Source organism: Bradyrhizobium sp. HKCCYLR20261 (genome assembly GCF_051168435.1).
Taxonomy (GTDB): domain Bacteria; phylum Pseudomonadota; class Alphaproteobacteria; order Rhizobiales; family Xanthobacteraceae; genus Bradyrhizobium.
The window spans coordinates 85,689-107,740 of the sequence record NZ_JBNPUZ010000016.1; the positions used below are offsets into that span (position 1 = coordinate 85,689).

The window sequence follows — 22,052 nt, forward strand, 5'->3', positions numbered from 1 at the left end:
GTTAGAAGCAGCGATGGACACGGGTAATCGGACCCGTTAACGCTCGCTGACCCCTCCGGTTCCGATCAAGGAACTGTGTGTTTGCCGGAACCCGCCATGGACGATTGGATCGATTACTACGATTCCACGCACACGATCTATGCGAGCAAGCTGCACCGCGACCTGCACTTCGAGACGATCGCGCGCGATATCGTCGGCTACATCCCTTCGCCCGATGCCGTCGTGCTCGACTATTCCTGCGGCGAGGCCCTGTCGGCGGCCAAGGTCGCCGATGCCTGCATGACCCTGATCCTGGCCGAGCCGGCACCAGGCGTACGCGGCCGACTGATCGCGCGCTTCGCGCCCAACACCAAGATCCGCGTCCGCTCGCTCGACGAGCTGCGCAACATGCAGGAAGCCTCGATCGACCTCGTCGTCATGAATTCAGTGGCGCAGTACATGAGCGAGACCGAATTCGCTGCCGCATTGGCGGTGATCCGCCGGCTGCTGAAGCCGTCGGGACAATTCGTGCTCGGCGACATCCTGCGGCCCGAGGTCGGCATGGGGCGGGACGTGCTGGCCCTCTTACGCTTCGCCGCCCGCGATGGCTTCCTGAAGGATGCCCTGGTGGGCCTGGTGGCGACCGCCCTGTCCGACTACCGGCAGCTGCGGACCAAGGTCGGCCTGCAGCGCTACAGCGAGGCCGATATGCTGGCCCGGCTCAAGACGGCCGGCTTCAGCGCGGTCCGGGCACCCAAGAACATTGGCCACAATCCCTGGCGCATGACCTTCGTCGCGAGACCCGCGACTTGAACCGCAGGCTGATCTTCGGCCGCCTTCATCTCGCCACATCCTGCAACAGGGTTAGGGTTAACTGAAACACGGGCTGGCTCACGGCCCCGTGAAAGGTAAGATCGTTCTCGGCCCGGTGGCGGAAGCTACGACGCGAAGAGCGGTGCAACGCTCTTGAACCTGGTTCAAGTCCAGGCCGGGCCTCCAGCCTTCGCTGCTTTTGCAGCTTCGGCTCGGCAAGCCAGCCAAGATCGGCCGTCCTTGCGCCCTGCCCTCGCCAATTTGGCCGTTGATTTCGGCCCAAAACCCTTTTCGCTCAGAGGAAACTGGTCTAAAGACCGCTCGCGCGCGAGCACCGGTCGCGCCTTGGCCTTCCCTGGGCCTGTGGGGGACGCGCGGCACGCGCGCCCTTTTTTTGTGCCCAAATCTCTGCCGTTTCTTGCCCGTGAGCTTGAATGCCGAAACGAACCGACATCTCGACCATCCTGATCATTGGCGCCGGTCCGATCGTGATCGGCCAGGCCTGCGAATTCGACTATTCCGGTACGCAGGCGGTGAAGGCGCTCAAGGAGGAGGGCTATCGCGTCGTCCTCGTCAATTCCAATCCGGCCACGATCATGACCGATCCGGAATTGGCGGACGCGACCTATATCGAGCCGATCACGCCCGAGATCGTCGCCAAGATCATCGAGAAGGAACGCCATGTCATCCCCGGCGGCTTCGCGCTGCTGCCGACCATGGGCGGCCAGACCGCGCTGAACTGCGCGCTGTCGCTGCGCCGGCAGGGCACGCTGGAGAAGTTCGACGTCGAAATGATCGGCGCCACCGCTGACGCGATCGACAAGGCCGAGGACCGCCAGCTGTTCCGCAACGCGATGGAGAAGATCGGGCTGCAGACGCCGAAGTCGCGTCTCGCCAACGCCTCCGCGCTGAAGAAGCAGTATCGCGACAAATACCTCGCCGAGCGCGAGAAGCTCACCGGCGCCGCGCGCGACGAACTCGACCGGCAATGGACGCTTGGCGAAAACGACCGCCGCAAGCGCTACCAGGAATATGCGCTTGGCGAGGCGCTGATGGCGCTGTCCGAGATCGGCCTGCCCGCGATCATCCGCCCGTCCTTCACCATGGGCGGCACCGGCGGCGGCATTGCCTACAACAAGGAAGAATTCCTCGACATCATCGAGCGTGGTCTCGACGCCTCCCCCACCAACGAAGTGCTGATCGAAGAATCGGTGCTCGGGTGGAAGGAGTACGAGATGGAGGTCGTCCGCGACAAAAAGGACAACTGCATCATCGTCTGCTCGATCGAGAACCTCGATCCGATGGGCGTGCACACCGGCGATTCCATCACCGTCGCGCCGGCGCTGACGCTGACCGACAAGGAATACCAGATCATGCGCGACGCCTCGCTGGCGGTGCTGCGCGAGATCGGCGTCGAGACCGGCGGCTCCAACGTGCAGTTCGGCGTCAATCCGGCCGACGGCCGCATGGTCGTGATCGAGATGAATCCGCGCGTGTCGCGCTCCTCGGCGCTGGCGTCGAAAGCCACGGGCTTCCCGATCGCCAAGGTCGCGGCCAAGCTCGCGGTCGGCTACACGCTCGACGAGATCGCCAACGACATCACCGGCGGCGCGACGCCGGCCTCGTTCGAGCCGACCATCGACTACGTCGTCACCAAGATTCCGCGCTTCGCCTTCGAGAAATTCCCGGGTGCCTCGACCACGCTGACGACCTCGATGAAATCGGTCGGCGAAGTCATGGCGATCGGCCGCACCTTCCAGGAAAGCCTGCAGAAGGCGCTGCGCGGCCTGGAGACCGGGCTCACCGGCCTCGACGAGATCGACATCGAGGGCCTCGGCCGCGGCGACGACAAGAACGCCATTCGCGCCGCCCTGGGCACGCCGACGCCGAACCGCATCCTGCAGGTCGCGCAGGCCATGCGCCTCGGCTGGTCGGACGAGGAGATCTTCAACTCCTGCAAGATCGATCCCTGGTTCCTGGCGCAGATGCGCGGCATCGTCGAGATGGAGGACAAGGTCCGCCGTCATGGCCTGCCGCCGAACGCCGTGGGCATGCGCACGCTGAAGGCCATGGGCTTCTCCGACGCCCGGCTCGCGGTGCTGGCCAACACCACCGAAGCCGATGTTGCTGCCAAGCGGCAGGCGCTCGGCGTCCGTCCGGCGTTCAAGCGCATCGACACTTGCGCGGCGGAGTTCGCCTCGCCGACCGCCTACATGTATTCGAGCTACGAGACGCCGTTCGCCGGCCAGCTCGGCGACGAGAGCGCGCCGTCGGACAGGACGAAGGTCATCATCCTCGGCGGCGGCCCGAACCGGATCGGCCAGGGCATCGAGTTCGACTATTGCTGCTGCCATGCCTGTTTCGCGCTGGCGGATGCTGGCTACGAGACCATCATGGTCAACTGCAATCCGGAGACGGTGTCGACCGACTACGACACCGCCGACCGGCTGTACTTCGAGCCGCTGACGGCCGAGGACGTGCTCGAGATCATCGCGACCGAGCGGCAGAACGGCACCGTGCATGGCGTGATCGTGCAATTCGGCGGCCAGACGCCGCTGAAGCTGGCCCGTGCGCTGGAAGCGGCCGACGTGCCGATCCTCGGCACCTCGCCGGAGGCGATCGATCTGGCCGAGGACCGCGACCGGTTCAAGCGCGTCCTCGACAAGCTGCATCTGAAGCAGCCGAAGAACGGCATCGCCTATTCGGTCGAGCAGGCGCGGCTCGTCGCAGCGGATCTCGGCCTGCCGTTGGTGGTGCGTCCGTCTTACGTGCTCGGCGGCCGGGCGATGCAGATCATCCGCGAGGACAACCAGCTCAGCGACTACCTGCTCGGCACCCTGCCCGAGCTGGTGCCGGCCGACGTCAAGGCGCGCTACCCCAACGACAAGACCGGCCAGATCAATACGGTGCTCGGCAAGAACCCGCTGCTGTTCGACCGCTATCTCTCTGACGCCACAGAGGTCGATGTCGATTGCCTCTCCGACGGCAAGGACACCTTCGTCGTCGGCATCATGGAGCACATCGAGGAAGCCGGCATCCATTCCGGCGACTCCGCCTGCTCGCTCCCGCCGCACTCCCTGGACGAAGCCACCATCGCCGAGCTGGAGCGGCAGACCCGCGAGCTGGCGCTCGGCCTCGACGTGGTCGGCCTGATGAACGTCCAGTATGCGATCAAGGACGGCACGATCTACGTGCTCGAAGTCAATCCGCGCGCATCGCGCACGGTGCCGTTCGTCGCCAAGGTGGTCGGCACACCCGTCGCCAAGATCGCGGCCCGAATCATGGCCGGCGAGAAGCTCGCCGATTTCGGCCTGAAGAAGCGCGCGCTGAAGCATGTCGGCGTCAAGGAATCGGTCTTCCCGTTCGCCCGCTTCCCCGGCGTCGACACGGTGTTGGGCCCGGAGATGCGCTCGACCGGCGAGGTGATGGGAATCGACCGCTCCTTCGCGGTGGCCTTCGCCAAGAGCCAGCTCGGCGGCGGCACCCGCGTGCCGCGCAAGGGCACGGTGTTCGTCTCGGTGCGGGAGAGCGACAAGGGCCGGATCACCGAGGTCGTCCGCATGCTGCACGAGCACGGATTCAAGGTCGTCGCCACCTCGGGCACCCAGCGCTTCCTGGTCGATCAGGGCGTGCCGACGGAGAAGATCAACAAGGTGCTGGAAGGCCGGCCACACATCGTGGACGCCATCACCAACGGCGACATCCAGCTGGTCTTCAACACCACCGAAGGTCCGCAGGCGCTCGCCGACAGCCGCTCGCTGCGGCGCGCTGCCCTCTTGCATAAAGTGCCGTATTACACCACTCTTTCTGGTGCCGTGGCGGCTGCGCAAGGCATCCGTGCCTATCTCGGGGGAGACCTTGAGGTCCGCACCTTGCAGAGTTATTTTTCCGAAAACTAATCGCGTGGCGCGGGCGAGAGCCCGCTAAGCGATTGGCGATCATTGGAAATGACGCCCTCCGGCAGGAACTCGCTGCCCGGTTCGATGTTGGTCCCGCCTTTGACGGGACCGGCGCGGCCGAGCTTTCAGGCTTTGCTTTGAGCCGCAATGGCCTATTCTGAAGATGCTGATCGTGCGCGCCTCTGCCCGCACGGCTGAAGGACGAGAAGAGATGGTGGAAAAGGTTCCGATGACCGCCGGCGGCTACGCCGCGTTGGAGACCGAGCTCAAGCAGCGCCAGTCGGTGGACCGCCCGCGCATCATCGAGCACATCGCCGAAGCGCGGTCCCATGGCGACCTGTCGGAGAACGCGGAATATCACGCCGCCAAGGAAGAGCAGTCGCACAATGAGGGCCGCATCGCCGAGCTCGAGGACAAGCTCGCGCGCGCCGACATCATCGATGTGACGAAGCTGTCCGGCGATACCATCAAGTTCGGTGCGACCGTCACCCTGATCGATGAGGACACCGAGAAGAAGACGGTCTGGCAGATCGTCGGCGAGGTCGAGGCCGATGCCAAGAAGGGCAAGATCTCGATCACCTCACCCCTGGCCCGTGCCCTGATCGGCAAGAAGATGGGAACGACGGTCGAAGTCATGGCTCCGGGCGGGGCCAAGTCTTACGAGATTGAAAAGGTCGAGTGGCGCTGAGGCGACCTCACCGAGCACGTGCTCCATTGACGTCTGGACTAAGCGAGGGCTGCGCGAAGGCGCAGCCCTTTCTCGTTTTGGACGCCTGGTCCGCCCCACCAGTTCGGCAGTACACGGTCAATTCATCGGGCCGGGAAGACAGACGCGGTGACGGGGTTGCAGGAATGGGCTAGGTCAAGATCGGCGAGCTACGCCGGACGTCGAGATCCGGGCCCGTCGTATCGAATGATTTCTTGGATTGGGGGACGATCACACATGGAGCAGATGCTCTCGAAATGGCAACCGGCTGTGCTCAGCCTGTTTCGCTTCATCACCGGCCTGCTGCTGTTTCAATACGGCGTGGCGAAGATCTTCAAGTTTCCGGTGATTCCGTACTTCGCGAATATCCCGCCGCTCATCTACACGGCCGGCATGGTCGAACTCGTTCTCGGCGCGCTGCTAATGGTCGGCCTGCTGACGCGCCCGGTCGCCTTCATCCTCTCGGGCCAGATGGCGTTCGCCTATTTCCTCGGCCACATGTTCAAGACCGGTGAGCCGGTCTGGCTGCCGCTCCTGAACAACGGCACGGCGGCGATCGCCTTCTGCTTCTCGTGCCTCTACTTGGCGACGGCGGGCGGCGGCCCGATCAGCCTCGACGCGTTGCTGCGCAAGAAGGCCTAATCTAACGTCGTCATTCCGGGGCGATGCGCAGCATCGAACCCGGAATCCAGAGACTACCGACGCCACCTCGAGATTCCGGGTTCAGCCCCTTCGGGGCTGCCCCGGAATGACGGCCACGTTCAATTGCGGCCCTTCACCTCGAGCGGCACCGCCGCGTCGTATTTCGAATTGTGCAGCACCAGCGACGTCCGCACGTTGCGCACATGCGGTGCCGCCGTGAGATGCGTCACGAACTCCTGGAAGGTCGCCATGTCAGGCGCCACGCATTTCAGGATGAAGTCGACCTCGCCGGACAGCATCCAGCACTCCCGCACCAGCGGCTCCGACCGCACGAACTCCTCGAACGCCTTCAGGTCGGCATCGGCCTGGCTCGAGAGATGAACCGCGGCGAACACGGTGACGTCGAAGCCGAGCTTGCGCGGATCGAGCAAGCCTCGGTAGCCGGTGATGTAACCTTCCTCCTCCAGCGTCCTGACGCGCCGCAGGCAGGGCGGCGGCGAGATCCCGACGCGCTTGGCCAGTTCCACATTCGTGATCCTGCCGTCGGCCTGAATTTCGCTCAGGATTTTGAGATCGATGTCGTCGAGATTCTTGGTCACGGGGGATTGGGGGCTGGTGGGAACAAACGGGAGGCAGGCCCCCGGTGGATCGCAATCTCTTAGCGCAAGCCGGTCAATTTGCGCAATTTTATTACTCTAGATTTCCCCTGTTGACCGCCTCGTGAAGGGAAAATTCGCCGAGATGCGTTGCAATTCTTGCATAGCTTGCCAGATGGCTTAGACTTGGATTTGACATTTTCGATGGGGCTTCGGGGCGTTTCTTCCGCGCATTCCGCTCGCTGCGTCGTCAATCTACCCCTTTCCAGCGAGTTCTCGTCGTCATGCAAGCTCCGATCCATGCCAAAGTCGTCATCATCGGTTCCGGCCCCGCCGGCTATACGGCGGCGATTTACGCGGCACGGGCCATGCTTGAGCCGGTGCTGATCCAGGGCATCCAGCCCGGCGGCCAGCTCACCATCACCACCGACGTCGAGAACTATCCGGGCTTCGCCGACGTGATCCAGGGCCCCTGGCTGATGGAGCAGATGGAGAAGCAGGCCACCCATGTCGGCGCCAAGATCCGCACCGATCTGGTGACCAAGCTCGAGCTTGGCCAGCGTCCGTTCCGCCTGACCTGCGATTCCGGTGACGTCTATCTCGCCGAGACCGTGATCCTGGCCACCGGCGCCCAGGCGCGCTGGCTGGGTCTGCCGTCCGAGGAAACCTTCAAGGGCTTCGGCGTGTCGGCCTGCGCCACCTGTGACGGCTTCTTCTATCGCGGCAAGGAGGTCGTCGTCGTCGGCGGTGGCAATACCGCGGTCGAGGAAGCGCTGTTCCTGACCAATTTTGCCTCCACCGTCACAGTCGTGCACCGGCGCGACCACTTCCGCGCCGAGCGCATCCTGCAGGAGCGGCTGTTCAAACACCCCAAGATCAAGGTGGTCTGGGACAGCGTGCTCGACGAGATCTGCGGCGCGAGCTCGCCGTCGAAGGTCACGCATGTCCGGCTCAAGAACATCAAGACCGGCGCGGTCTCCGAGATGCCGGCCGATGGCGTGTTCGTCGCGATCGGCCATGCGCCGGCGACCGAGCTCGTCGCGGGACAGCTCAAGCTGAAGCCCTCCGGCTATGTCGAGGTGGTGCCCGGCTCGACCGCGACCTCCGTCCCCGGCGTGTTCGCCGCCGGCGACGTCGCCGACGAAACCTATCGGCAGGCGATCACCGCCGCCGGCATGGGCTGCATGGCAGCCCTCGAGGCTGAACGCTTCATCGCCCACGCGGCGAGCGAACGCGCCGCTGCGGAATGAACTGACGATGCCACGATCACGGGATGGATTTACGGATATGGATTGGGACAAGCTGAAGGTGTTTCACGCAGCGGCGGAAGCTGGCAGCTTCACGCATGCCGGGGAGCAACTCGGACTGTCGCAATCGGCAGTCTCGCGCCAGGTCAGCGCGCTCGAGCAGGAGCTGGCGGTCTCGCTGTTCCATCGCCATGCGCGCGGCCTGATCCTGACCGAGCAGGGCGACCTGCTGTTCCGGACCGCGCATGACGTCTTCATGCAGCTGCAGGCGGCACGGGCCAAGCTGACCGACAGTCGGGAGCGCCCGAGCGGCGACCTCAAGATCACGACCACGCCCGGCGTCGGCATCAACTGGCTGATCCCGCGGCTCGGCGAGTTCACCGCGATGTACCCGGAGATCCGGATCTCGCTGATCGTCACCGACGAAGAGCTCGACCTGTCGATGCGCGAGGCCGACGTCGCGATCCGCACCCGCAAGCCGACGCAGCCCGATCTGATCCAGCGCAAGCTGTTCGCGATCAGCTTCCATGCGTACTGCTCGCCGGAATATGTGAAGCGCTTCGGCACGCCGCGCACCCTCGACGAGCTCGACGACCACCGCATCATCATGCTCGCCGACGGCCAGGTCGCGCCGCATCTGCAGAACCGCAACTGGCTGGTCGACGCCGGCCGCAACGGCTCCGGTCCGCGCGAGGCCTATTTCAAGGTCAACAACATTCTCGGTCTCGTTCGCGCCTGCCAGCAGGGGCTCGGCATCGCCGCGCTGCCCGACTATCTGGTCGAAGAGAACAGCCGTCTCGTGCAGCTGTTCGGCGAGTCCGATTCGATCCAGCTCGACACCTACTTCGTCTATCCCGAGGAATTGAAGACGGTCGCACGCGTGCAAGTGTTCCGTGACTTTGTCGTGAGCAAAGCGCAGCGCTGGCCGGCTTGAGATTGTGCATGTCTGACATGCGGCCTGCCTAGTTGCTGCAGGGCCGCATGAAGGATCATACTGCTTGAGTACTGAGCGTTGGCGCTGCGCATTGTCCCCCTCCTCCAGTGGCGTGAGCGCTCGGGAATCCCTCTTGGAAGGTGATTGTGTCGGCCTCATTGGCCAAAACCTCCAGCCGGGCTCATTTGGGCCCGGCTATTTTTTTGTGCCGTCGTCTGAGCTCACGTCGTTGACAGCGCGTCGTGCACGGCGCATCTAGATCTCATGTCCACGATTTCGCGCATTGCACTGTCGTCGAAAAAAGCTCCCCTTCCGGGGACGTGTGGACGCGCGCGCTAGACTCTCGTTCGAGCAGACGCCGCATCACCAGGCCCCGCCGCAAGGACGGGGTTTTTTCATGTCCCGTCTCCGGCCATCCAGCATTGAGAGACGATCATGACGATATCCAGCACACATCTTCATGGCCTCTGGCTTCCCCTGATCACGCCGTTCCGGGACGGCGCACTCGACGAAGCCTCGCTGCGGCATCTGGTCCGCCACTACGCGGCCAAGCCGATCGACGGCCTGGTGCTCGGCGCGACCTCCGGCGAGGGATTGTCGCTGTCGTGGGACGAGCGCGCCCGCCTCGTCAAGGTGGTCCGCGCGGAATGCGACGGCATCGGACGTCCCCTCCCGATCTGTCTCGGCCTCGGCGGCGTCGCGACGTCCGATCTGATCGAGGCGCTCGATCGAACCGCATCATGGCCCATCGACTTCTATCTGATCTCCAGCCCGCCCTATGTCCGTCCCTCGCAGCGCGGGCTGCTGGCGCATTTCACGGCGCTGGCCGATCGGACCGCCCATCCGATCGTGCTCTACAACATTCCGTATCGATCCGCCGTCGGGCTCGACAACGAGACCTTGCTGCAACTCGCGGCGCATCCCGCCATCGCGGGCCTCAAGGATTGCTGCGCCAACCGGATGCAGACGCGCGAGCTGATCGCACGCCGGCCGCCGGACTTCCGGATCCTCACGGGCGAGGACGCCCAGAGCTTCGACGCGTTGCAGGCCGGCGCCGACGGCGCGATCCTGCTGTCGGCGCATCTTGAGACCGCGACCTTCGCCGCCATCCTGCGCCGCGTGAAGGCCGGTGAGACCGAGGCCGCCGCGACCTCCTGGGCTGAGGTCGAGGATCTCACGCGGCTGCTGTTCACCGAGCCGAGCCCCGCTCCGGCCAAGTACTGGCTGGCGCGCACCGGACTGATCGCCAGCCCCGAGGTGCGGCTGCCGATGGTCGAGGTCGGCGCCGCGCTCGCGGCCCGGCTCGACCAGGAGATCGAGCGGCGGCGCGGCGGTGGTTAATCGGAGCTAACAAAGGTCGGCAAATGCGGCCTAGTCCGAAACGCGATGTTTAAAGATGATCCGCTATCGATGTTGAAAACCTCAAAACGAGCGCGGGGGCGTTGTGGCTTTTCAGGATCATCCATTCCCTGAGCGTCAGGGATTCAGCACCGAAGACATTCTCTGGGCGATCGGGATCTGGTCGGTGATCCTGACGCTCACGCCGGCGATCGCGTTCTATCTGCTGATGGTCGCCTGATCTCGCTGCCAAAACGCGCGGTCCCCCGCGCGTTCAACTCCCGTGTCCCGATCACGCCGCCTGCTTGTGCATCGCGCCGTTGGCCGACACCGTGCCGCGGATCGCCTTCACCGAGCGCTCGATCGCAGCCCACAGGCGGGCGATCTCGGCCGCCGCGCGGCCTTCGGCATAATATTCGCGCACGCCTTCGCCCTGTCCCAGCGCCATCAGCAGATCGGCGCGGTTGGTGATCTGGCCTCCCCACACCGGCGCCTTGAACTTGGCGAGCGCCTCGCGGGCGATCGTCACGATCGGGCTCTCGGCATCGTCGCGGCGCGCCGGCGCGCCGTTGAGCACGACCGCATAGGGCTTGCGCGCGGCGCGGCAGGTCTGGATCGTCTCCTGCACCGCGTTGACGTCGAACACGCCCGGACGCGCCGGGATAATCACCATGGTCGCGTTCTTGATCGCATCCTCGACCACGGCCGAGATGGTCGGCGGCGTATCGATCAGCACCCACTCGACACCGTCGCGGCGGGCGGCGGAGACGATCGCGCTCACCGAGTTCACGGCGGTCTTGATCGGCGGCTCGTTGGTGCCGCGCAGCTTGTGCCAGAGCGTCAGCGACCCCTGGGGGTCGGCATCGATGAGCAGACAGGACTTGCTCGCCTTGATCTGCGCAGCGAGATGAGCGGCCAGGGTGCTCTTGCCTGAACCGCCCTTACGCGATGCGAAAACAATAACGTTCATACCTTGGCCTCCAGATTGACCCCGGCGGCGAAAATGAATCAGCGGACTGATTCGCGGAAGATAAATTTAGCGTTTGATATGGCGTAACTCCTGATTGCTGAAACGGATTGGTTTTTGAGTCACACCGTCAGCAGAAAATGCAGCCGATGATGTCGCTTTCTCCGGCAACATCCGGTGTTCACCGCGTGTGCTTGCATGCTGAAGCTGCACGGCGTGGTGCGCATCGGCGCGTCAGGTTTCATCCGGCCGCGACTTCTTCGTCTTGCCCGCGCGCGCATTGACCGGCTTCCTGGTTGCCGCCGGGCGAATACTCATCGGCTTGTCGGCGCGCGATGCCGCCTGCCGCGGCGGCGGACCGAACTGGGCGCGACACGGCGGCGACAGTTCGGCCTTGCGCCGGACCATGCAAGCGGTGACACGATCGACATCGGGAATGTCGGAACTACACAGCCGGAAGGCGTCGCCCGTGCACGCCTGCTCCTGCTCGGCGGTATACGCATACGCGGAAACTGGAACCATCGTCAGGACCGGCAGCGCCGCTCCCAGCAGTGCCAACAGGACGCCCCTCATCGTGCCCTCCTCCGGTTCAGCGACACTAGTTGCAACACCCACGGATTCGCAAGCCGCGCGCGTGCGGCTTCACGCCCCTGACGCCGAACCGGCGACGCCCGGTTGGACCGCTGAAGGATTGATCTCCAGCGCGTCCTCGATGCTGCTGCTCCTCCGGCCGATGTGTGACGGCAGGGGACGCAAACCGGTCGAGACACCATCAGTTCATCACACCTTCACCTGCAGCGCGGACACGCGCTCGCGGCTCGCGGCGCCATCCGCCCGAGTTTTTCGTCGACGGCCCCCGCTCAACGCGAGGGCGCAGGGAATGCCGGGTGAAGGCCTCACCCATGGCCCGCCTGCAGAAGAATAAGCAGGCGGCAGTCACCACAGGTTCAGCCGAACATCCGGCATTCCCTGCGCGATGGGCTTGCGAATTATACGTGATCTCCCTGGGGATCGGCGTTCTTGCCCCCATCATCAGCGCGTGCCGTCAAGCAACACGTCGACTTGACCTCAGCGACGAGAGGCCAGGACCACACGACTTCATCGCCCGCAATCGATCAGTCGTCGCGCATCAGCGCCTGATCCACCACGGCCACCGCATCCCCGCCCCACGTATCGTGACGACCGCGCGTACGCCCCTTCGCTTGGGACGGGATACGCGGATAAGACCACTGATTTGGGGGTAACGTCAAGGATTTTTTCTGCAAATCGGAAACGAAGGCAACGTCGAATCTTCGCCGTTACCGGGCTCTTACACGAGGAGATCATGGACTTAGAACGGCCCACGATTCAATTCGCTGATGCGTAGTTGCTTGATGACTTGGAGCGACATACCCGGTTAGTAAGAGCCGGGATGTCTGGAATTCGCATGGCGGCCTTCTACCAAGGAGGATGCATGACGGCTCCCCAGCTTGAACCTCACCTGAGCACATGTATTAGCTACGATGGGACCTCACCTCGCCGCTTGCGGAGGCGCGACGAGCTTCGCTCGCGCTGAGAGGTCAGATTGCATCGTCAGATGCAATCCGTTGGAGGGGACTCTCGCCGAGTCTGGTGCGCATGGAGAGAGCCCCCAACCCTCTCCCCGCAAGCGGGGCGAGGGAGCCTACCGTCCGTTCGTTGAATAGCCTTGATCCAACTTCGAGATGCTTGCTCGCACTACGGGTTGAAGCGGATGCAGGCGCCTCTAGCCGCAAACTGCCTCTCACCCAATGCGGAAATCTATCATTGGTCGCGATCAACGATTTCAAAGTAAGGCGAAGCCTTGCAGAGGACGTCCATGCATCCCCATCCCGTGATGAAGCGATAGTGGCTGGCAGGATGAAAGTTCAACTTCCAAGCCTCCGATTGCATCTCCGCAAACACCGCGCCCTCGACACGGTAGGCGAAGTGGCGTGAGACCAGGCCTTCAGGTTTTGTGTCCTGCTCAGTACTGAGCGGAAATTCGTCGAGGAGGCGGACGATGGTGGCGTCATCGAAGTGGACACGGAGCACGCGTTTCTCCATGCCCGGCAGAATGAAATCTGCCGAAAGACGATCCCGCTGCCAATTGACCGCGAGAAGATCGCTGTCATCGCACGCGAAGCTCACGCCCGCATCGATTGGAAAATACGTCGGCACGTTCGCTCCAGTCGGGCTTTTGCGTAGATCGGCATACTGGCACAAGGAGGCCCGAATGTCCCTCCCGGCCGTGAATTGCGACTTGATCATTCCAGCATACGTTGCCTTTTCTGCACCGGGATCTCTGCAAGCCTCCAAGTGGTCAGAAACATGCTGTACCGGCGTCGACGGAGTAGTCGCCCGCGCATTCAGAACAGCGGAGAAATACTCGGCGATCCAACACGTGATTGATCTCGGGTCGGCTAGATCGAGGCTGCCGGTGGCGAACGGAATTGTTCGGAGGATCGGCCCGGCTGCCAACTCCCCTCCCCCTTGTGGGAAGGGGTCGGCGGTGGGGGTCCACGAATCCCGCGCCCTCGATAAGCCAAGAACAAGGCGAACGGCGTCGTCTCACCGCCGGCGCACCAGCGTGCAGCTCGAGTGACCTGGCTTCATCGCTTGCGAAGCGCCGCCCGAAACGAAACATCGCAGCGCTCCCCAGCAAGTTCATCACTCGGACCCCCACCCCCAACTCCTCCCCGCAAGGGGGAGGGGAGTTCACCGTTGCTGAGGCGAGAGCGGAGCAACTCACGGCGATACTGTGTCCCCGCAGACGGTCCGCTCCCCTCCCCCTTGCGGGGAGGGGTCGGGGGTGGGGGTCCCCGAATTCCGCTATGAGTTGTGAAGCGCGGAGCGAAGGATCCCGCAAGGGGGAGGGGAGCCGACCGGCTTCGCCGTGAGACCTTGGCCACTACGACCTGCAGCGTGTTCCGCCTGCTGCGCCACAATCGCGCCAATCCGCAACGAAGATGGCGGATTACGTTGGCGCAAATCCGCCCTACGGCTGGAGCATGGCGTCCAGCCGGGCGATGACATCGCCGATCATCCCTTTCAGCCTGAGACATTCTTCGTCGTCACAAGCTTCTTCGGCAACCGTGAGAGCGAGCGACAATTGCTCGATGGACCGCTCGACATGCTCCTGGAATGCTGCGGCTGACTTCGCATCCATCACGCGTCCTCAGGCATCAAGATCGCTTGGCGTGCATTCGCTGCTGCGCCGGCCGCGGAGCTAATCGGCGGTCCCGACGCTTGTTGCCCCGTGAGATCGGACGCGCCTAGCAGGTAGTCAGGCATAGGATCGATATGGCTGGATTTTGGTACAGTTGGGTGGGCTCGAACCACCGACCTCCTGTTCCACAGACAGGCGCTCTAACCAACTGAGCTACAACTGCATCCGCAACGGGGATGGCCCCGCGAGAGGGGGCGCCCGAACGGGCCGGAAACTAGGTGCAACGGGGGGATTTGGCAAGTCCGAGAACGGATAAAGTCGCCCGCCTCCCCGGCGTTTTTTGCCGCCATTGTGTGCGGTTTTGGCGACTGCCCAGAATGCGGGCTCGAAAAGGATCGAGCCCGGACGCAGGACGCGCCGGGCTCGGGATTCGCGGCCGTCCGCTGGCGCCTCGGGGCGCCGAGCGGGGCTCAAGCGGTGATTCAGGCCGCCGGCTTGAACAGCTTGGTGGCGCTTTCCTTGATCGGCTCGACCGTTTCGGTGGCGACCTTCTGGCCGAGCTCGCCGAGCTCCTTGGCCTGGGCGGTGAAGGCCTCGAACTGCTTGCGGGCGAAGCCGGCCCACAGCTCCATCGCCTCCGACGGCGACTTCACGCTGAAGAGCTCCTGGGCGAAATCGAGCGACGCCGTGGTGTTGGCCTTGGTGAACTCCATCACCTTGGACGAATAGGCGCCGGCACCCTTGCTGGCGTTGGCGAAGAAGGCCTCGATGGCCGAATTGTGGGTCTCGGCCGCGTCCTTGAACTTGGCGTAGTTCTCGCGGGCCTGCGACACGCCCTTCTCGGCGAGCGCCCGAACCTGCTCGGGAACTTCGAAGGGAATGACGGACGCGGAGAAAGGATCGGTGGCATTGGTCATGGCATGCATCCTTGGGAACATTAAAGGCTCAATCGTCCCGGCAACGAGACGTCACTTCGGATCACGCAGAGGAACCGCCCCTGGGAGGTAACAACCTCGCGTAGAGCTATATCGTGTCGAATTTGTGCAACGCAACGACTATTTCCGATAACTGGAACTCTTTGTCGCGGGCGTCCTGATCGCCTGGAACTGCGCTCAATCCCCGCGTGCACAACAGGTTGCTCAGGCCCCGCTCTCAAGCGACGTCAGGCCTTGGGCTTGGTCGCCTCGATCGCCGCCTTCTGAATCGCCTGACCCATCTCGCTCGCCTGTTCGGCCAGCGATCGCATCTGCCCCTGGATATAGTCGCTGTGCAGCTTGAGCACCTCGGGCAGATCCTTCGCGTGGACCAGCGACTGGGCGTAGTCGAGCGAGGTCTGCACGTTCTTCTCGGCGTAGGACAGCACCTTGGCGCCGATGTCCTTGGCGCCCGCGCGCACCGTGGCGCCGCGCTCCTCAAGGGAGCCCGCAGTCGCTTCCGCCCCGGCCAGGAACTTCTCGAAGGTCTGCCTGGCCTGGTCGAAGCCGGCCTCGGCCATGGCCCGCATGTCCTTCGGAATTTCGAATTTGCGTCCGTCGTCCGTCATGTGTCTCTCCTCCCGGTGCCCAAATTGGCTTGCGGCGCGCCGGCACGGGCCGGAGCCGATCCGCACGTCCCGTCCGGTCCACTTTCATCGTGACCGCCCGCGCCGCAATTGCAACGCCCGGAATCTCATGTCCGCCTCGAGCCGCGCCCGGGCGCGGCGGAGGAACACATTAAGGTTATCCAAGCTTTAGCAGGACGGCCCGCTGGCCGGGCCGTGGACCTCGGCCCTCAAAACGCGCGATAGTAACGAATTCTTAACGCTGCCAGTTCCGGCCGCAGATCAAAGTCGAAGAGCCATTCGTCCTCGCCGCCCATGACCCACGCCGATCTCGAATTGCAGGCCCTCAGCGATCCACGGCTGGCCATTCATGCCGCTGGCGCGCTGCCGGCGTGGCTGTGGGCCGCCGACGGCAGCCGCGTGCTGTGGGCCAATGCGATCGGCGCGCGGGCGCTCGGCGCGGCCAACGCGCCGGCCCTGGTCGCGAAGACATTCGGCCCGGCCGATTCGCATCGCCGCCAGATCGCCCAACTGGCGCGGCGGCTGCCGGAGAACGGCACGCTCCGGCTCGAGCGCCTGCGCGGCTTCGGCGCGCCGCTCGGGACGCTCGCGACCTGCGGCTGCGCCAGGCTCGATTTAGCGGACGGCACGCGCGCCGTGCTGATCACCAGCACGGACAATGCCGGGCGCAACGTCCCGTTTCCCGAACGCCTGAGGCGGCTGGTGGAAACCAGCGGTCACGCGCTGATCGCCTTCACCCAGGACGGCCAGTTCGCCGGCATCAGCCCGGCCGGGCGCCAGCAGTTCGGCATCCACGATCTGAGCGAGCCCAGCTATGCGGCGCCGCGCCTCGCGGCGCTGGCCGACGGCGTCGCCGAGGTGACGTTCGGAGCGAACTGCGCCGTGCTCTGCCGCATCGGCAGCGGCAACCAGATCGGCCTCGTGGCGGCGCCGCTGCCGGCCGTCGCCGATGAGATCGAAACATTGAGTGCGGCACAAGCGGATGAAGCGCCGGCAGCCCCCGCTTTCGAAACGCATGCCGCTGATACGAGCGCCTCTGACACGAGTGCTCCCGAGCCGATTGCCCCCGAGGACGCGGCCGAACCTCCGCCTCCTGCTTCGATGGATGCAATGACCGAACGCGACACCGACTACGAAGCCCCTGCGCTGTCCAACGAAGCGCCGGCGGAATTCCTGCTGATCGACGATCCCGCGGCAGCCGATCTGTTCGAGCCGCTCGCGCCGGAATCGCAGACGACGCCCGACATCCATTCGCCGGTCTCCGCAGCCCAGGAAGCATCAGCCTCACACGCGCAGGAGATCACTGAGACCGCGACCATGCAGCTTTCGCCAGTGGTGCAGGCTGATGCGGAGCCGGCACATGAGCAGGCCGGCACGGACATGGCACCGGGCGGCGGGCGGCGCCATCCGTTGCGCCTGTCGTGGCAGATCGATGCGGAGGGACGCTTTTCGATCGGCTCCGATCCCTTCATCCGCCTGATCGGGCCTGATAGCGCCGCCCAGCTCGACCGTCCGTGGCATGATCTTGCCGCGGCGCTGGGCCTCGATCCGGAGGGACGGCTGAGCGCCGCCCTCGAGACGCGGGAGACCTGGAGCGGCATCGTCGTGACCTGGCCTGCCGATGGCGGCGAGCGGCTCGCGATCGAGATGTCCGGCCTGCCCGTCTTCATGACCGCCGACAAGATCTTTGCCGGCTATCGGGGCTTCGGCGTCTGCCGCGATCTCGACGCGCTGGACCGGTTGGAGGCGCTGCGCCGCAACGGATCGGATGATCCCGACGCCGCGGATGTTGTCGAATCCGACCATCCGCCGGCCGCAGATGCGCCGCCCCGTCCGGACAATCTCACCCACGCCACGCGCGACGCTTCCATTGCGGCCGACAGGCCCCACATCGATGGGATCGGCCTGGAAACGACGGGCAATGTGGTGCCGTTCCGCGCCGTCGGCGAGGCAAAGCATCCGGCGCTGACGCCGGTGGAGAACAATGCGTTTCATGAACTCGCGCGACAGCTGTCGGCCCGGCTCGAAGGCGACGCGCGCACCGCGCCGGCGGAAGCCGCCATCGCACCGTCCGATGCGGGCGCGCGCGTGAGCGATCCGTTCGTGCCGCCATCCTCCCCGGAGGCGCCGGGCGCGGCCGAGGCGGCCTACGCGCACGGCACCGAATTGCAGACCGAGTGGCTCTCTCCGGAAGCGCCGCCGGCGCAAGGCGACAGCCAGCGCGACCGCATCCTGCTCGATTTGCTGCCGACGGGCATGCTGATCTACCGGCTCGACCGGCTGCTCTACGGCAACCCGGCATTCTTCAAGCAGATGGGCTATGCCGATCTCGCTGCGCTGGAACAGGCCGGCGGGCTGGATGCGCTGTATGTCGAGCCCGGCGTGTCGTCATCATCCAACAAGTCGGAAGCCGGCACGCCGGTGACGATCTCCGCGGCCGACGGCTCCTCCAGCGAGGAGATCAAGGCCGAGGCGCGGCTGTTCACGATCACCTGGGATGGCGACACCGCACATGCGCTGATCTTCGCGCCGCCGCCAGGCCCGGCAGCGGCCCTTCCTCCCGCTGTGGAAACCGCGGCGGCGCCGGCGCCTGCTCCGCTTGCACCGGCTCCGCTGGTCGTTGCGCCGCCGGCTGCGGGCCATGCGGATGCCGAGGATCTGGCGGTGATTCTCGACGTCACGTCCGAGGGCGTCCTGATGTTCGATGCCGGCGGCAACATTCACGCCTGCAACCGCAGCGCCGAAGCGCTGTTCGGCTATGACGGCGCGGCGCTGGTCCGGCGCAACCTGATCGAGCTGTTCGCGCCGGAGAGCGCCCGCCTCGTGCTGGACGATCTCGACAGCGTGCAACAGGCAGCAGCCCAGTCGGGGCTGCTCGACCAGAGCCGCGAAGTGACGGCCAAGCTCGCCCAGGGCGGCGCGATTCCGCTGTCGATGACGATCGGCCGGACACGCGCGGATGGGCCGAACTTCTTTGCCGTATTCCGCGACCTGTCGCAGGCGCGCCGGGGCGAGAGCGAGCTGTCGCAGGCGCGCCGCGTCGCCGACCGCGCCGCCAACGCCAAGGCCGACATGCTGGCGCGGATCAGCCACGAGGTGCGCGCGCCCCTGAATGCGATCATCGGCTTCGCCGAGGTCATGATCGGCGAGCGCTTCGGCACCATCGGCAACACCCGCTATGCCGAATACATGAAGGACATCCGCGCCTCCGGCGAGCGCGTGGTGTCGCTGATCGACGATCTGATGGAGCTGTCGCGGATCGAGACCGGCAAGCTCGAGCTCGCCTTCTCCAGCCAGAACCTCAACGAGCTGGTCGAGAGCTGCGTCGGCGTGATGCAGCCGCAGGCCAATCGCGCCCGCATCATCATCCGTACCTCGCTGTCGCAGATGCTGCCGCCGGTGATCGCCGATGCGCGCGCGCTGCGCCAGATCGCCATGAACCTGATGTCCGCCTCGATCTCGCTCGCCAATCCCGGCGGCCAGGTCATCGTGTCGACGGCACTGTCGGATTTCGGCGAGGTCGTGCTGCGCGTCCGCGACACCGGACAGGGCCTCAACGACCAGGAGGTCGCCGCGGCGCTCGAACCGTTCCGCGCCGCCGGCGCCGCAGAGCACAGTTCCGACGGCGCGGGTCTCAGCCTGTCGCTGACCAAGGCGCTGGTCGAGGCCAATCGCGCGCAGTTCCACATCAAGGCGGCGCCGAAATCCGGCACCATGATCGAGGTGGTGTTCCCGCGCGCGATGGCGCGCAATCAGAGCGCCGGCTGAGCCGATCTCTCCGCGCGCACCGCGAGTGCCCGGCGCTTGAGGCCGAGCAGCAGCGGGCCGAAGGCGAGGGCAAAGCCTGCGAAGGCTGTGACCCACGCGAACGCCGCGACATGCAGCAGCAGCTCGGCATGAGCAGGCTGCAGCACCGCGCAGACCCGCGCAATCGCTGCGAGAATGATGCCGAGATAGATCGCCTGCGTCGCCGGCGCGGCCGTCAGCGCATGGCCGGTGTGACCGAGCGTGGCGCGCGTCATCACCGCCAAGGTCATCACGCCGGCCGCGCCGACCATCCAGGCATGCAGGCCGGCGCTCGGCAGCAACCATCCCGCGCTCGCCGCCGCGCTGGCGAAAAAGCCCAGCGGCACGAAGGCGTAGCCGACATGCAGGATCACCAGCAGCCGTTCGCGCAAGGTGCGGTCGCCAGCCCAGCGCGCGAGCCTCGCTGTATGCAGCAGACCTGCCAGAGCCAGCGCCAGCGCGGTCGCGCGGCCCTCCGGCGCGACGATCCAGCCGAGCAGGCTGAGCGCGCTGAACAGCACGACGACCATGTCGAACTTGCCGAACGGCACCGGCAGCCGGCCGGGATTGTGCTTGACCAGCCAGTTGCGGGTGAAGCTCGGCGTGATGCGGCCGCCGATCAGCGCCAGCAGCAGCACGATCACGGCGACGCCGATGCGGATCGCGACATCGGCCGCGCCGCTGACATGCGCCTCGATGTGGAATGCGATGTTGCCGACGCAGAGGATGCCGACGATCGCGACGACGGGTAGATTGCGCCAATTGCGCCCGGCCACGATCTCCCGCGCGGCGGCGAGCACGACGAGCAGCAGGAAGCTCGCATCGATCGCGAGCACCGCCCACCAGGGCGCCGGCGCAGCGAGCGTCACCGCCAGCCGCCCGGCCATCCACACGAGGACGAGCGTGAGCAGCGGCAGTCCGCGGATCGGCAGGCGTCCGGTCCAGTTCGGGATCGCCGTGAACAGGAAGCCGGTGACGATCGCCGGCAGGTAGCCGTAGAGCATCTCGTGCACGTGCCAGTCACGCGGGGCGAAGGTCGAGTTCAGCTTCAGCTCGCCATAATAGACCGGAAGCCAGATCAGGATCGCCAGCGCGGCCTGGATCGCGCCGAGCAGGAAGAACGGGCGGAACCCGTTGGCGAGAACGGTCCAGCCTTGATAGTTGCGGGGAATGGCCATGGGCTTGCTCGCTTCGATCTCATGACGGAACCGCGCGCGCGGCGCTGCGTCTCAGATGTAGTTGCCAGCCATTCGCGGTGGGTTGCGCCAGCACAAACTTCCGGCCGATCGCAAAACCGTGCTAAGCAGCGGCGCCCTTTCGCCATGCCCGCCGGAGACCCTCATGGCTTCCATCGACCGCTCGCTGGTCGCGCATCTGCCGCTGTTCGCGGGCCTGTCGGCCGAGGATCTCACCGACGTGCTGCGCGAGGCACGCTCGATGCGCGTGGCGCGCAACGGCGCGGTGTTCGAACAGGGCGCAGACGCGACCTCGTTCTTCCTGCTGCTGCACGGCCATGTCCGCGCCAGCAAGACGACGCCGACCGGCGATCAGATCGTGGTGCGCTACGTCGTGCCGGGCGACACTTTCGGCGTCGCGCCGGCGATCGGGCTGCAGCATTATCCGGCAACGGCGACCGCCGTGGACGACAGCATCATGCTGGCGTGGCCGTCCGCCGCCTGGCCGCGGCTGGTGGCGCGGTTCCCGTCATTGGCGGCCAATACGCTGCAGACGGTCGGCCAGCGGCTGCAGGAAACCCACGCCCGCGTCATCGAGATGTCGACGCAGCAGGTCGAGCAGCGCATCGCACATGCTTTGCTGCGGCTCGCCAACCAGGCCGGCCGCAAGCTCGATCACGGCGTGCAGATCGACTTCCCGATCAGCCGCCAGGACATCGCGCAGATGACCGGAACGACGCTGCACACGGTGAGCCGCATTCTGTCGGGCTGGGAGCAGCAGGGCCTGGTCGAGAGCGGACGCCAGAAGATCATCCTGCGCGAGCCGCACAAGATCGTGCTGCTGGCGGAGCAGAGCGCGGAGAACTCGTCCTCTCGCGCCTGATCAGGTGCAGGCGCAGAGCGCGCCGAGAAACGCATCGGGATCCACGCCGTGCTCACGGCAGGCATCGGCGACATTGTGGAAGCAGGCGATCGGACAGCCGACGCAGCGCATCTGGAACGCAAGGAAGACGCGGATCGTCTCCGGCCTGCGCCGCATGACGTCGTCGACCAGTTCGTCAAATGAGATGGACATGCGGGCCTCCATTCGAAAGTGAATGGTAGCCGGCGGACCTGTGATCGTCTTTGTCGCGGCACAAGCACCGTGCCGCAACGTGATTCTGTTTGGACCCCAAGGCAATCGCTTCTTGTTACGCGCCGTCTGAGGCCTCATGGTTCGAGACGCGTCGCAAGAGCGACGCTC

The 22,052-nt window shown here is 65.2% G+C and carries 19 protein-coding genes and 2 tRNA genes; 11 read left to right on the plus strand and 10 right to left on the minus strand.

Annotation, left to right across the window (positions count from 1 at the left end):
• Positions 1 to 96 precede the first annotated feature (96 nt).
• The 5 genes from ACQR1L_RS27950 (at position 97) to ACQR1L_RS27970 (ending at position 6,039) form a co-directional block, all read left to right on the plus strand.
• On the plus strand, positions 97 to 792 hold the full coding sequence (locus ACQR1L_RS27950; protein WP_434861140.1) for a class I SAM-dependent methyltransferase: 696 nt from the start codon (positions 97 to 99) through the stop codon (positions 790 to 792).
• A gap of 109 nt (positions 793 to 901) precedes the next feature.
• Positions 902 to 978 (plus strand) — tRNA-OTHER (locus tag ACQR1L_RS27955).
• A 248-nt stretch (positions 979 to 1,226) separates the two neighbouring features.
• A complete protein-coding gene (gene carB / locus ACQR1L_RS27960; protein WP_434861141.1) occupies positions 1,227 to 4,691 on the plus strand; it encodes a carbamoyl-phosphate synthase large subunit in 3,465 nt (1,154 codons plus the stop codon).
• 211 nt (positions 4,692 to 4,902) lie between these two features.
• On the plus strand, positions 4,903 to 5,379 hold the full coding sequence (greA, locus tag ACQR1L_RS27965; protein ID WP_434861142.1) for a transcription elongation factor GreA: 477 nt from the start codon (positions 4,903 to 4,905) through the stop codon (positions 5,377 to 5,379).
• 255 nt (positions 5,380 to 5,634) lie between these two features.
• The gene (locus ACQR1L_RS27970; protein ID WP_434861143.1) at positions 5,635 to 6,039 is read left to right on the plus strand and encodes a DoxX family protein; all 405 of its coding nucleotides are present in this window, start codon (positions 5,635 to 5,637) and stop codon (positions 6,037 to 6,039) included.
• Positions 6,040 to 6,158: 119 nt separating this feature from the next.
• Here the strand turns inward: ACQR1L_RS27970 and ACQR1L_RS27975 are convergent, their stop codons facing one another.
• Entirely contained in the window at positions 6,159 to 6,638 is a 480-nt protein-coding gene (locus ACQR1L_RS27975; protein WP_434861144.1) for an Lrp/AsnC family transcriptional regulator, read from the minus strand.
• A gap of 281 nt (positions 6,639 to 6,919) precedes the next feature.
• On the opposite strand from ACQR1L_RS27975, the gene trxB reads away from it, so the two are divergent.
• The 4 genes from trxB (at position 6,920) to ACQR1L_RS27995 (ending at position 10,395) form a co-directional block, all read left to right on the plus strand.
• Positions 6,920 to 7,885, plus strand: a complete 966-nt coding sequence (gene trxB, locus ACQR1L_RS27980) for a thioredoxin-disulfide reductase (RefSeq protein ID WP_434861145.1) — start codon at positions 6,920 to 6,922, stop codon at positions 7,883 to 7,885.
• A 7-nt stretch (positions 7,886 to 7,892) separates the two neighbouring features.
• Positions 7,893 to 8,816 carry a LysR family transcriptional regulator gene (locus ACQR1L_RS27985; RefSeq protein ID WP_008962929.1) on the plus strand — a complete coding sequence of 308 codons (924 nt, stop codon included), beginning with the start codon at positions 7,893 to 7,895 and terminating at the stop codon, positions 8,814 to 8,816.
• A gap of 435 nt (positions 8,817 to 9,251) precedes the next feature.
• A complete protein-coding gene (dapA, locus tag ACQR1L_RS27990; protein ID WP_434861146.1) occupies positions 9,252 to 10,157 on the plus strand; it encodes a 4-hydroxy-tetrahydrodipicolinate synthase in 906 nt (301 codons plus the stop codon).
• 103 nt (positions 10,158 to 10,260) lie between these two features.
• Positions 10,261 to 10,395: a hypothetical protein gene (locus ACQR1L_RS27995; protein WP_434861147.1), complete on the plus strand. Its 135-nt coding sequence runs from the start codon at positions 10,261 to 10,263 to the stop codon at positions 10,393 to 10,395.
• A 51-nt stretch (positions 10,396 to 10,446) separates the two neighbouring features.
• On the opposite strand, the gene ACQR1L_RS28000 is transcribed toward ACQR1L_RS27995, so the two are convergent.
• The 7 genes from ACQR1L_RS28000 to ACQR1L_RS28030 form a co-directional block, all read right to left on the minus strand.
• The gene (locus ACQR1L_RS28000; protein WP_006610486.1) at positions 10,447 to 11,124 is read right to left on the minus strand and encodes a ParA family protein; all 678 of its coding nucleotides are present in this window, start codon (positions 11,122 to 11,124) and stop codon (positions 10,447 to 10,449) included.
• Positions 11,125 to 11,355: 231 nt separating this feature from the next.
• A complete protein-coding gene (locus ACQR1L_RS28005) occupies positions 11,356 to 11,694 on the minus strand; it encodes a hypothetical protein (protein ID WP_434861148.1) in 339 nt (112 codons plus the stop codon).
• A 1,209-nt stretch (positions 11,695 to 12,903) separates the two neighbouring features.
• Entirely contained in the window at positions 12,904 to 13,599 is a 696-nt protein-coding gene (locus ACQR1L_RS28010) for a hypothetical protein (RefSeq protein WP_434861149.1), read from the minus strand.
• A gap of 517 nt (positions 13,600 to 14,116) precedes the next feature.
• Entirely contained in the window at positions 14,117 to 14,287 is a 171-nt protein-coding gene (locus ACQR1L_RS28015) for a hypothetical protein (RefSeq protein ID WP_434861150.1), read from the minus strand.
• 146 nt (positions 14,288 to 14,433) lie between these two features.
• Positions 14,434 to 14,510: transfer RNA gene (locus ACQR1L_RS28020), tRNA-His, on the minus strand.
• Between the two features lie 259 nt (positions 14,511 to 14,769).
• Positions 14,770 to 15,204 (minus strand): phasin, encoded by a 435-nt coding sequence (locus tag ACQR1L_RS28025; protein ID WP_434861151.1) that lies wholly within the window; start codon positions 15,202 to 15,204, stop codon positions 14,770 to 14,772.
• A gap of 245 nt (positions 15,205 to 15,449) precedes the next feature.
• Positions 15,450 to 15,830 carry a phasin gene (locus ACQR1L_RS28030; RefSeq protein WP_434861152.1) on the minus strand — a complete coding sequence of 127 codons (381 nt, stop codon included), beginning with the start codon at positions 15,828 to 15,830 and terminating at the stop codon, positions 15,450 to 15,452.
• A 312-nt stretch (positions 15,831 to 16,142) separates the two neighbouring features.
• Here ACQR1L_RS28030 and ACQR1L_RS28035 point away from each other — a divergent pair, with 312 nt between their 5' ends.
• A complete protein-coding gene (locus ACQR1L_RS28035; RefSeq protein ID WP_434861153.1) occupies positions 16,143 to 19,616 on the plus strand; it encodes a PAS domain-containing sensor histidine kinase in 3,474 nt (1,157 codons plus the stop codon).
• Here ACQR1L_RS28035 and ACQR1L_RS28040 read toward each other — a convergent pair.
• Positions 19,601 to 20,812: an NnrS family protein gene (locus ACQR1L_RS28040; RefSeq protein ID WP_434861154.1), complete on the minus strand. Its 1,212-nt coding sequence runs from the start codon at positions 20,810 to 20,812 to the stop codon at positions 19,601 to 19,603. The two genes, ACQR1L_RS28035 and ACQR1L_RS28040, sit on opposite strands and share 16 nt — an antisense overlap.
• A gap of 163 nt (positions 20,813 to 20,975) precedes the next feature.
• Here ACQR1L_RS28040 and ACQR1L_RS28045 point away from each other — a divergent pair, with 163 nt between their 5' ends.
• A complete protein-coding gene (locus ACQR1L_RS28045) occupies positions 20,976 to 21,692 on the plus strand; it encodes a Crp/Fnr family transcriptional regulator (protein WP_434861155.1) in 717 nt (238 codons plus the stop codon).
• On the opposite strand, the gene ACQR1L_RS28050 is transcribed toward ACQR1L_RS28045, so the two are convergent.
• Positions 21,693 to 21,884 carry a DUF1858 domain-containing protein gene (locus ACQR1L_RS28050; RefSeq protein WP_434861156.1) on the minus strand — a complete coding sequence of 64 codons (192 nt, stop codon included), beginning with the start codon at positions 21,882 to 21,884 and terminating at the stop codon, positions 21,693 to 21,695.
• Between the last annotated feature and the right edge of the window lie 168 nt (positions 21,885 to 22,052).

Bases quoted from the DNA above. Each gene is read 5' to 3' on its own strand.
- ACQR1L_RS28015 (WP_434861150.1), bottom strand. From the start codon at position 14,287: ATGGATGCGAAGTCAGCCGCAGCATTCCAGGAGCATGTCGAGCGGTCC.
- trxB (WP_434861145.1), top strand. From the start codon at position 6,920: ATGCAAGCTCCGATCCATGCCAAAGTCGTCATCATCGGTTCCGGCCCC.
- ACQR1L_RS28030 (WP_434861152.1), bottom strand. From the start codon at position 15,830: ATGACGGACGACGGACGCAAATTCGAAATTCCGAAGGACATGCGGGCC.
- ACQR1L_RS28005 (WP_434861148.1), bottom strand. From the start codon at position 11,694: ATGAGGGGCGTCCTGTTGGCACTGCTGGGAGCGGCGCTGCCGGTCCTG.
- ACQR1L_RS28035 (WP_434861153.1), top strand. From the start codon at position 16,143: ATGACCCACGCCGATCTCGAATTGCAGGCCCTCAGCGATCCACGGCTG.
- ACQR1L_RS28000 (WP_006610486.1), bottom strand. From the start codon at position 11,124: ATGAACGTTATTGTTTTCGCATCGCGTAAGGGCGGTTCAGGCAAGAGC.
- ACQR1L_RS28045 (WP_434861155.1), top strand. From the start codon at position 20,976: ATGGCTTCCATCGACCGCTCGCTGGTCGCGCATCTGCCGCTGTTCGCG.
- carB (WP_434861141.1), top strand. From the start codon at position 1,227: ATGCCGAAACGAACCGACATCTCGACCATCCTGATCATTGGCGCCGGT.
- ACQR1L_RS27950 (WP_434861140.1), top strand. From the start codon at position 97: ATGGACGATTGGATCGATTACTACGATTCCACGCACACGATCTATGCG.
- ACQR1L_RS28050 (WP_434861156.1), bottom strand. From the start codon at position 21,884: ATGTCCATCTCATTTGACGAACTGGTCGACGACGTCATGCGGCGCAGG.
- greA (WP_434861142.1), top strand. From the start codon at position 4,903: ATGGTGGAAAAGGTTCCGATGACCGCCGGCGGCTACGCCGCGTTGGAG.
- ACQR1L_RS27985 (WP_008962929.1), top strand. From the start codon at position 7,893: ATGCCACGATCACGGGATGGATTTACGGATATGGATTGGGACAAGCTG.
- ACQR1L_RS27970 (WP_434861143.1), top strand. From the start codon at position 5,635: ATGGAGCAGATGCTCTCGAAATGGCAACCGGCTGTGCTCAGCCTGTTT.
- ACQR1L_RS28040 (WP_434861154.1), bottom strand. From the start codon at position 20,812: ATGGCCATTCCCCGCAACTATCAAGGCTGGACCGTTCTCGCCAACGGG.
- ACQR1L_RS28025 (WP_434861151.1), bottom strand. From the start codon at position 15,204: ATGACCAATGCCACCGATCCTTTCTCCGCGTCCGTCATTCCCTTCGAA.
- dapA (WP_434861146.1), top strand. From the start codon at position 9,252: ATGACGATATCCAGCACACATCTTCATGGCCTCTGGCTTCCCCTGATC.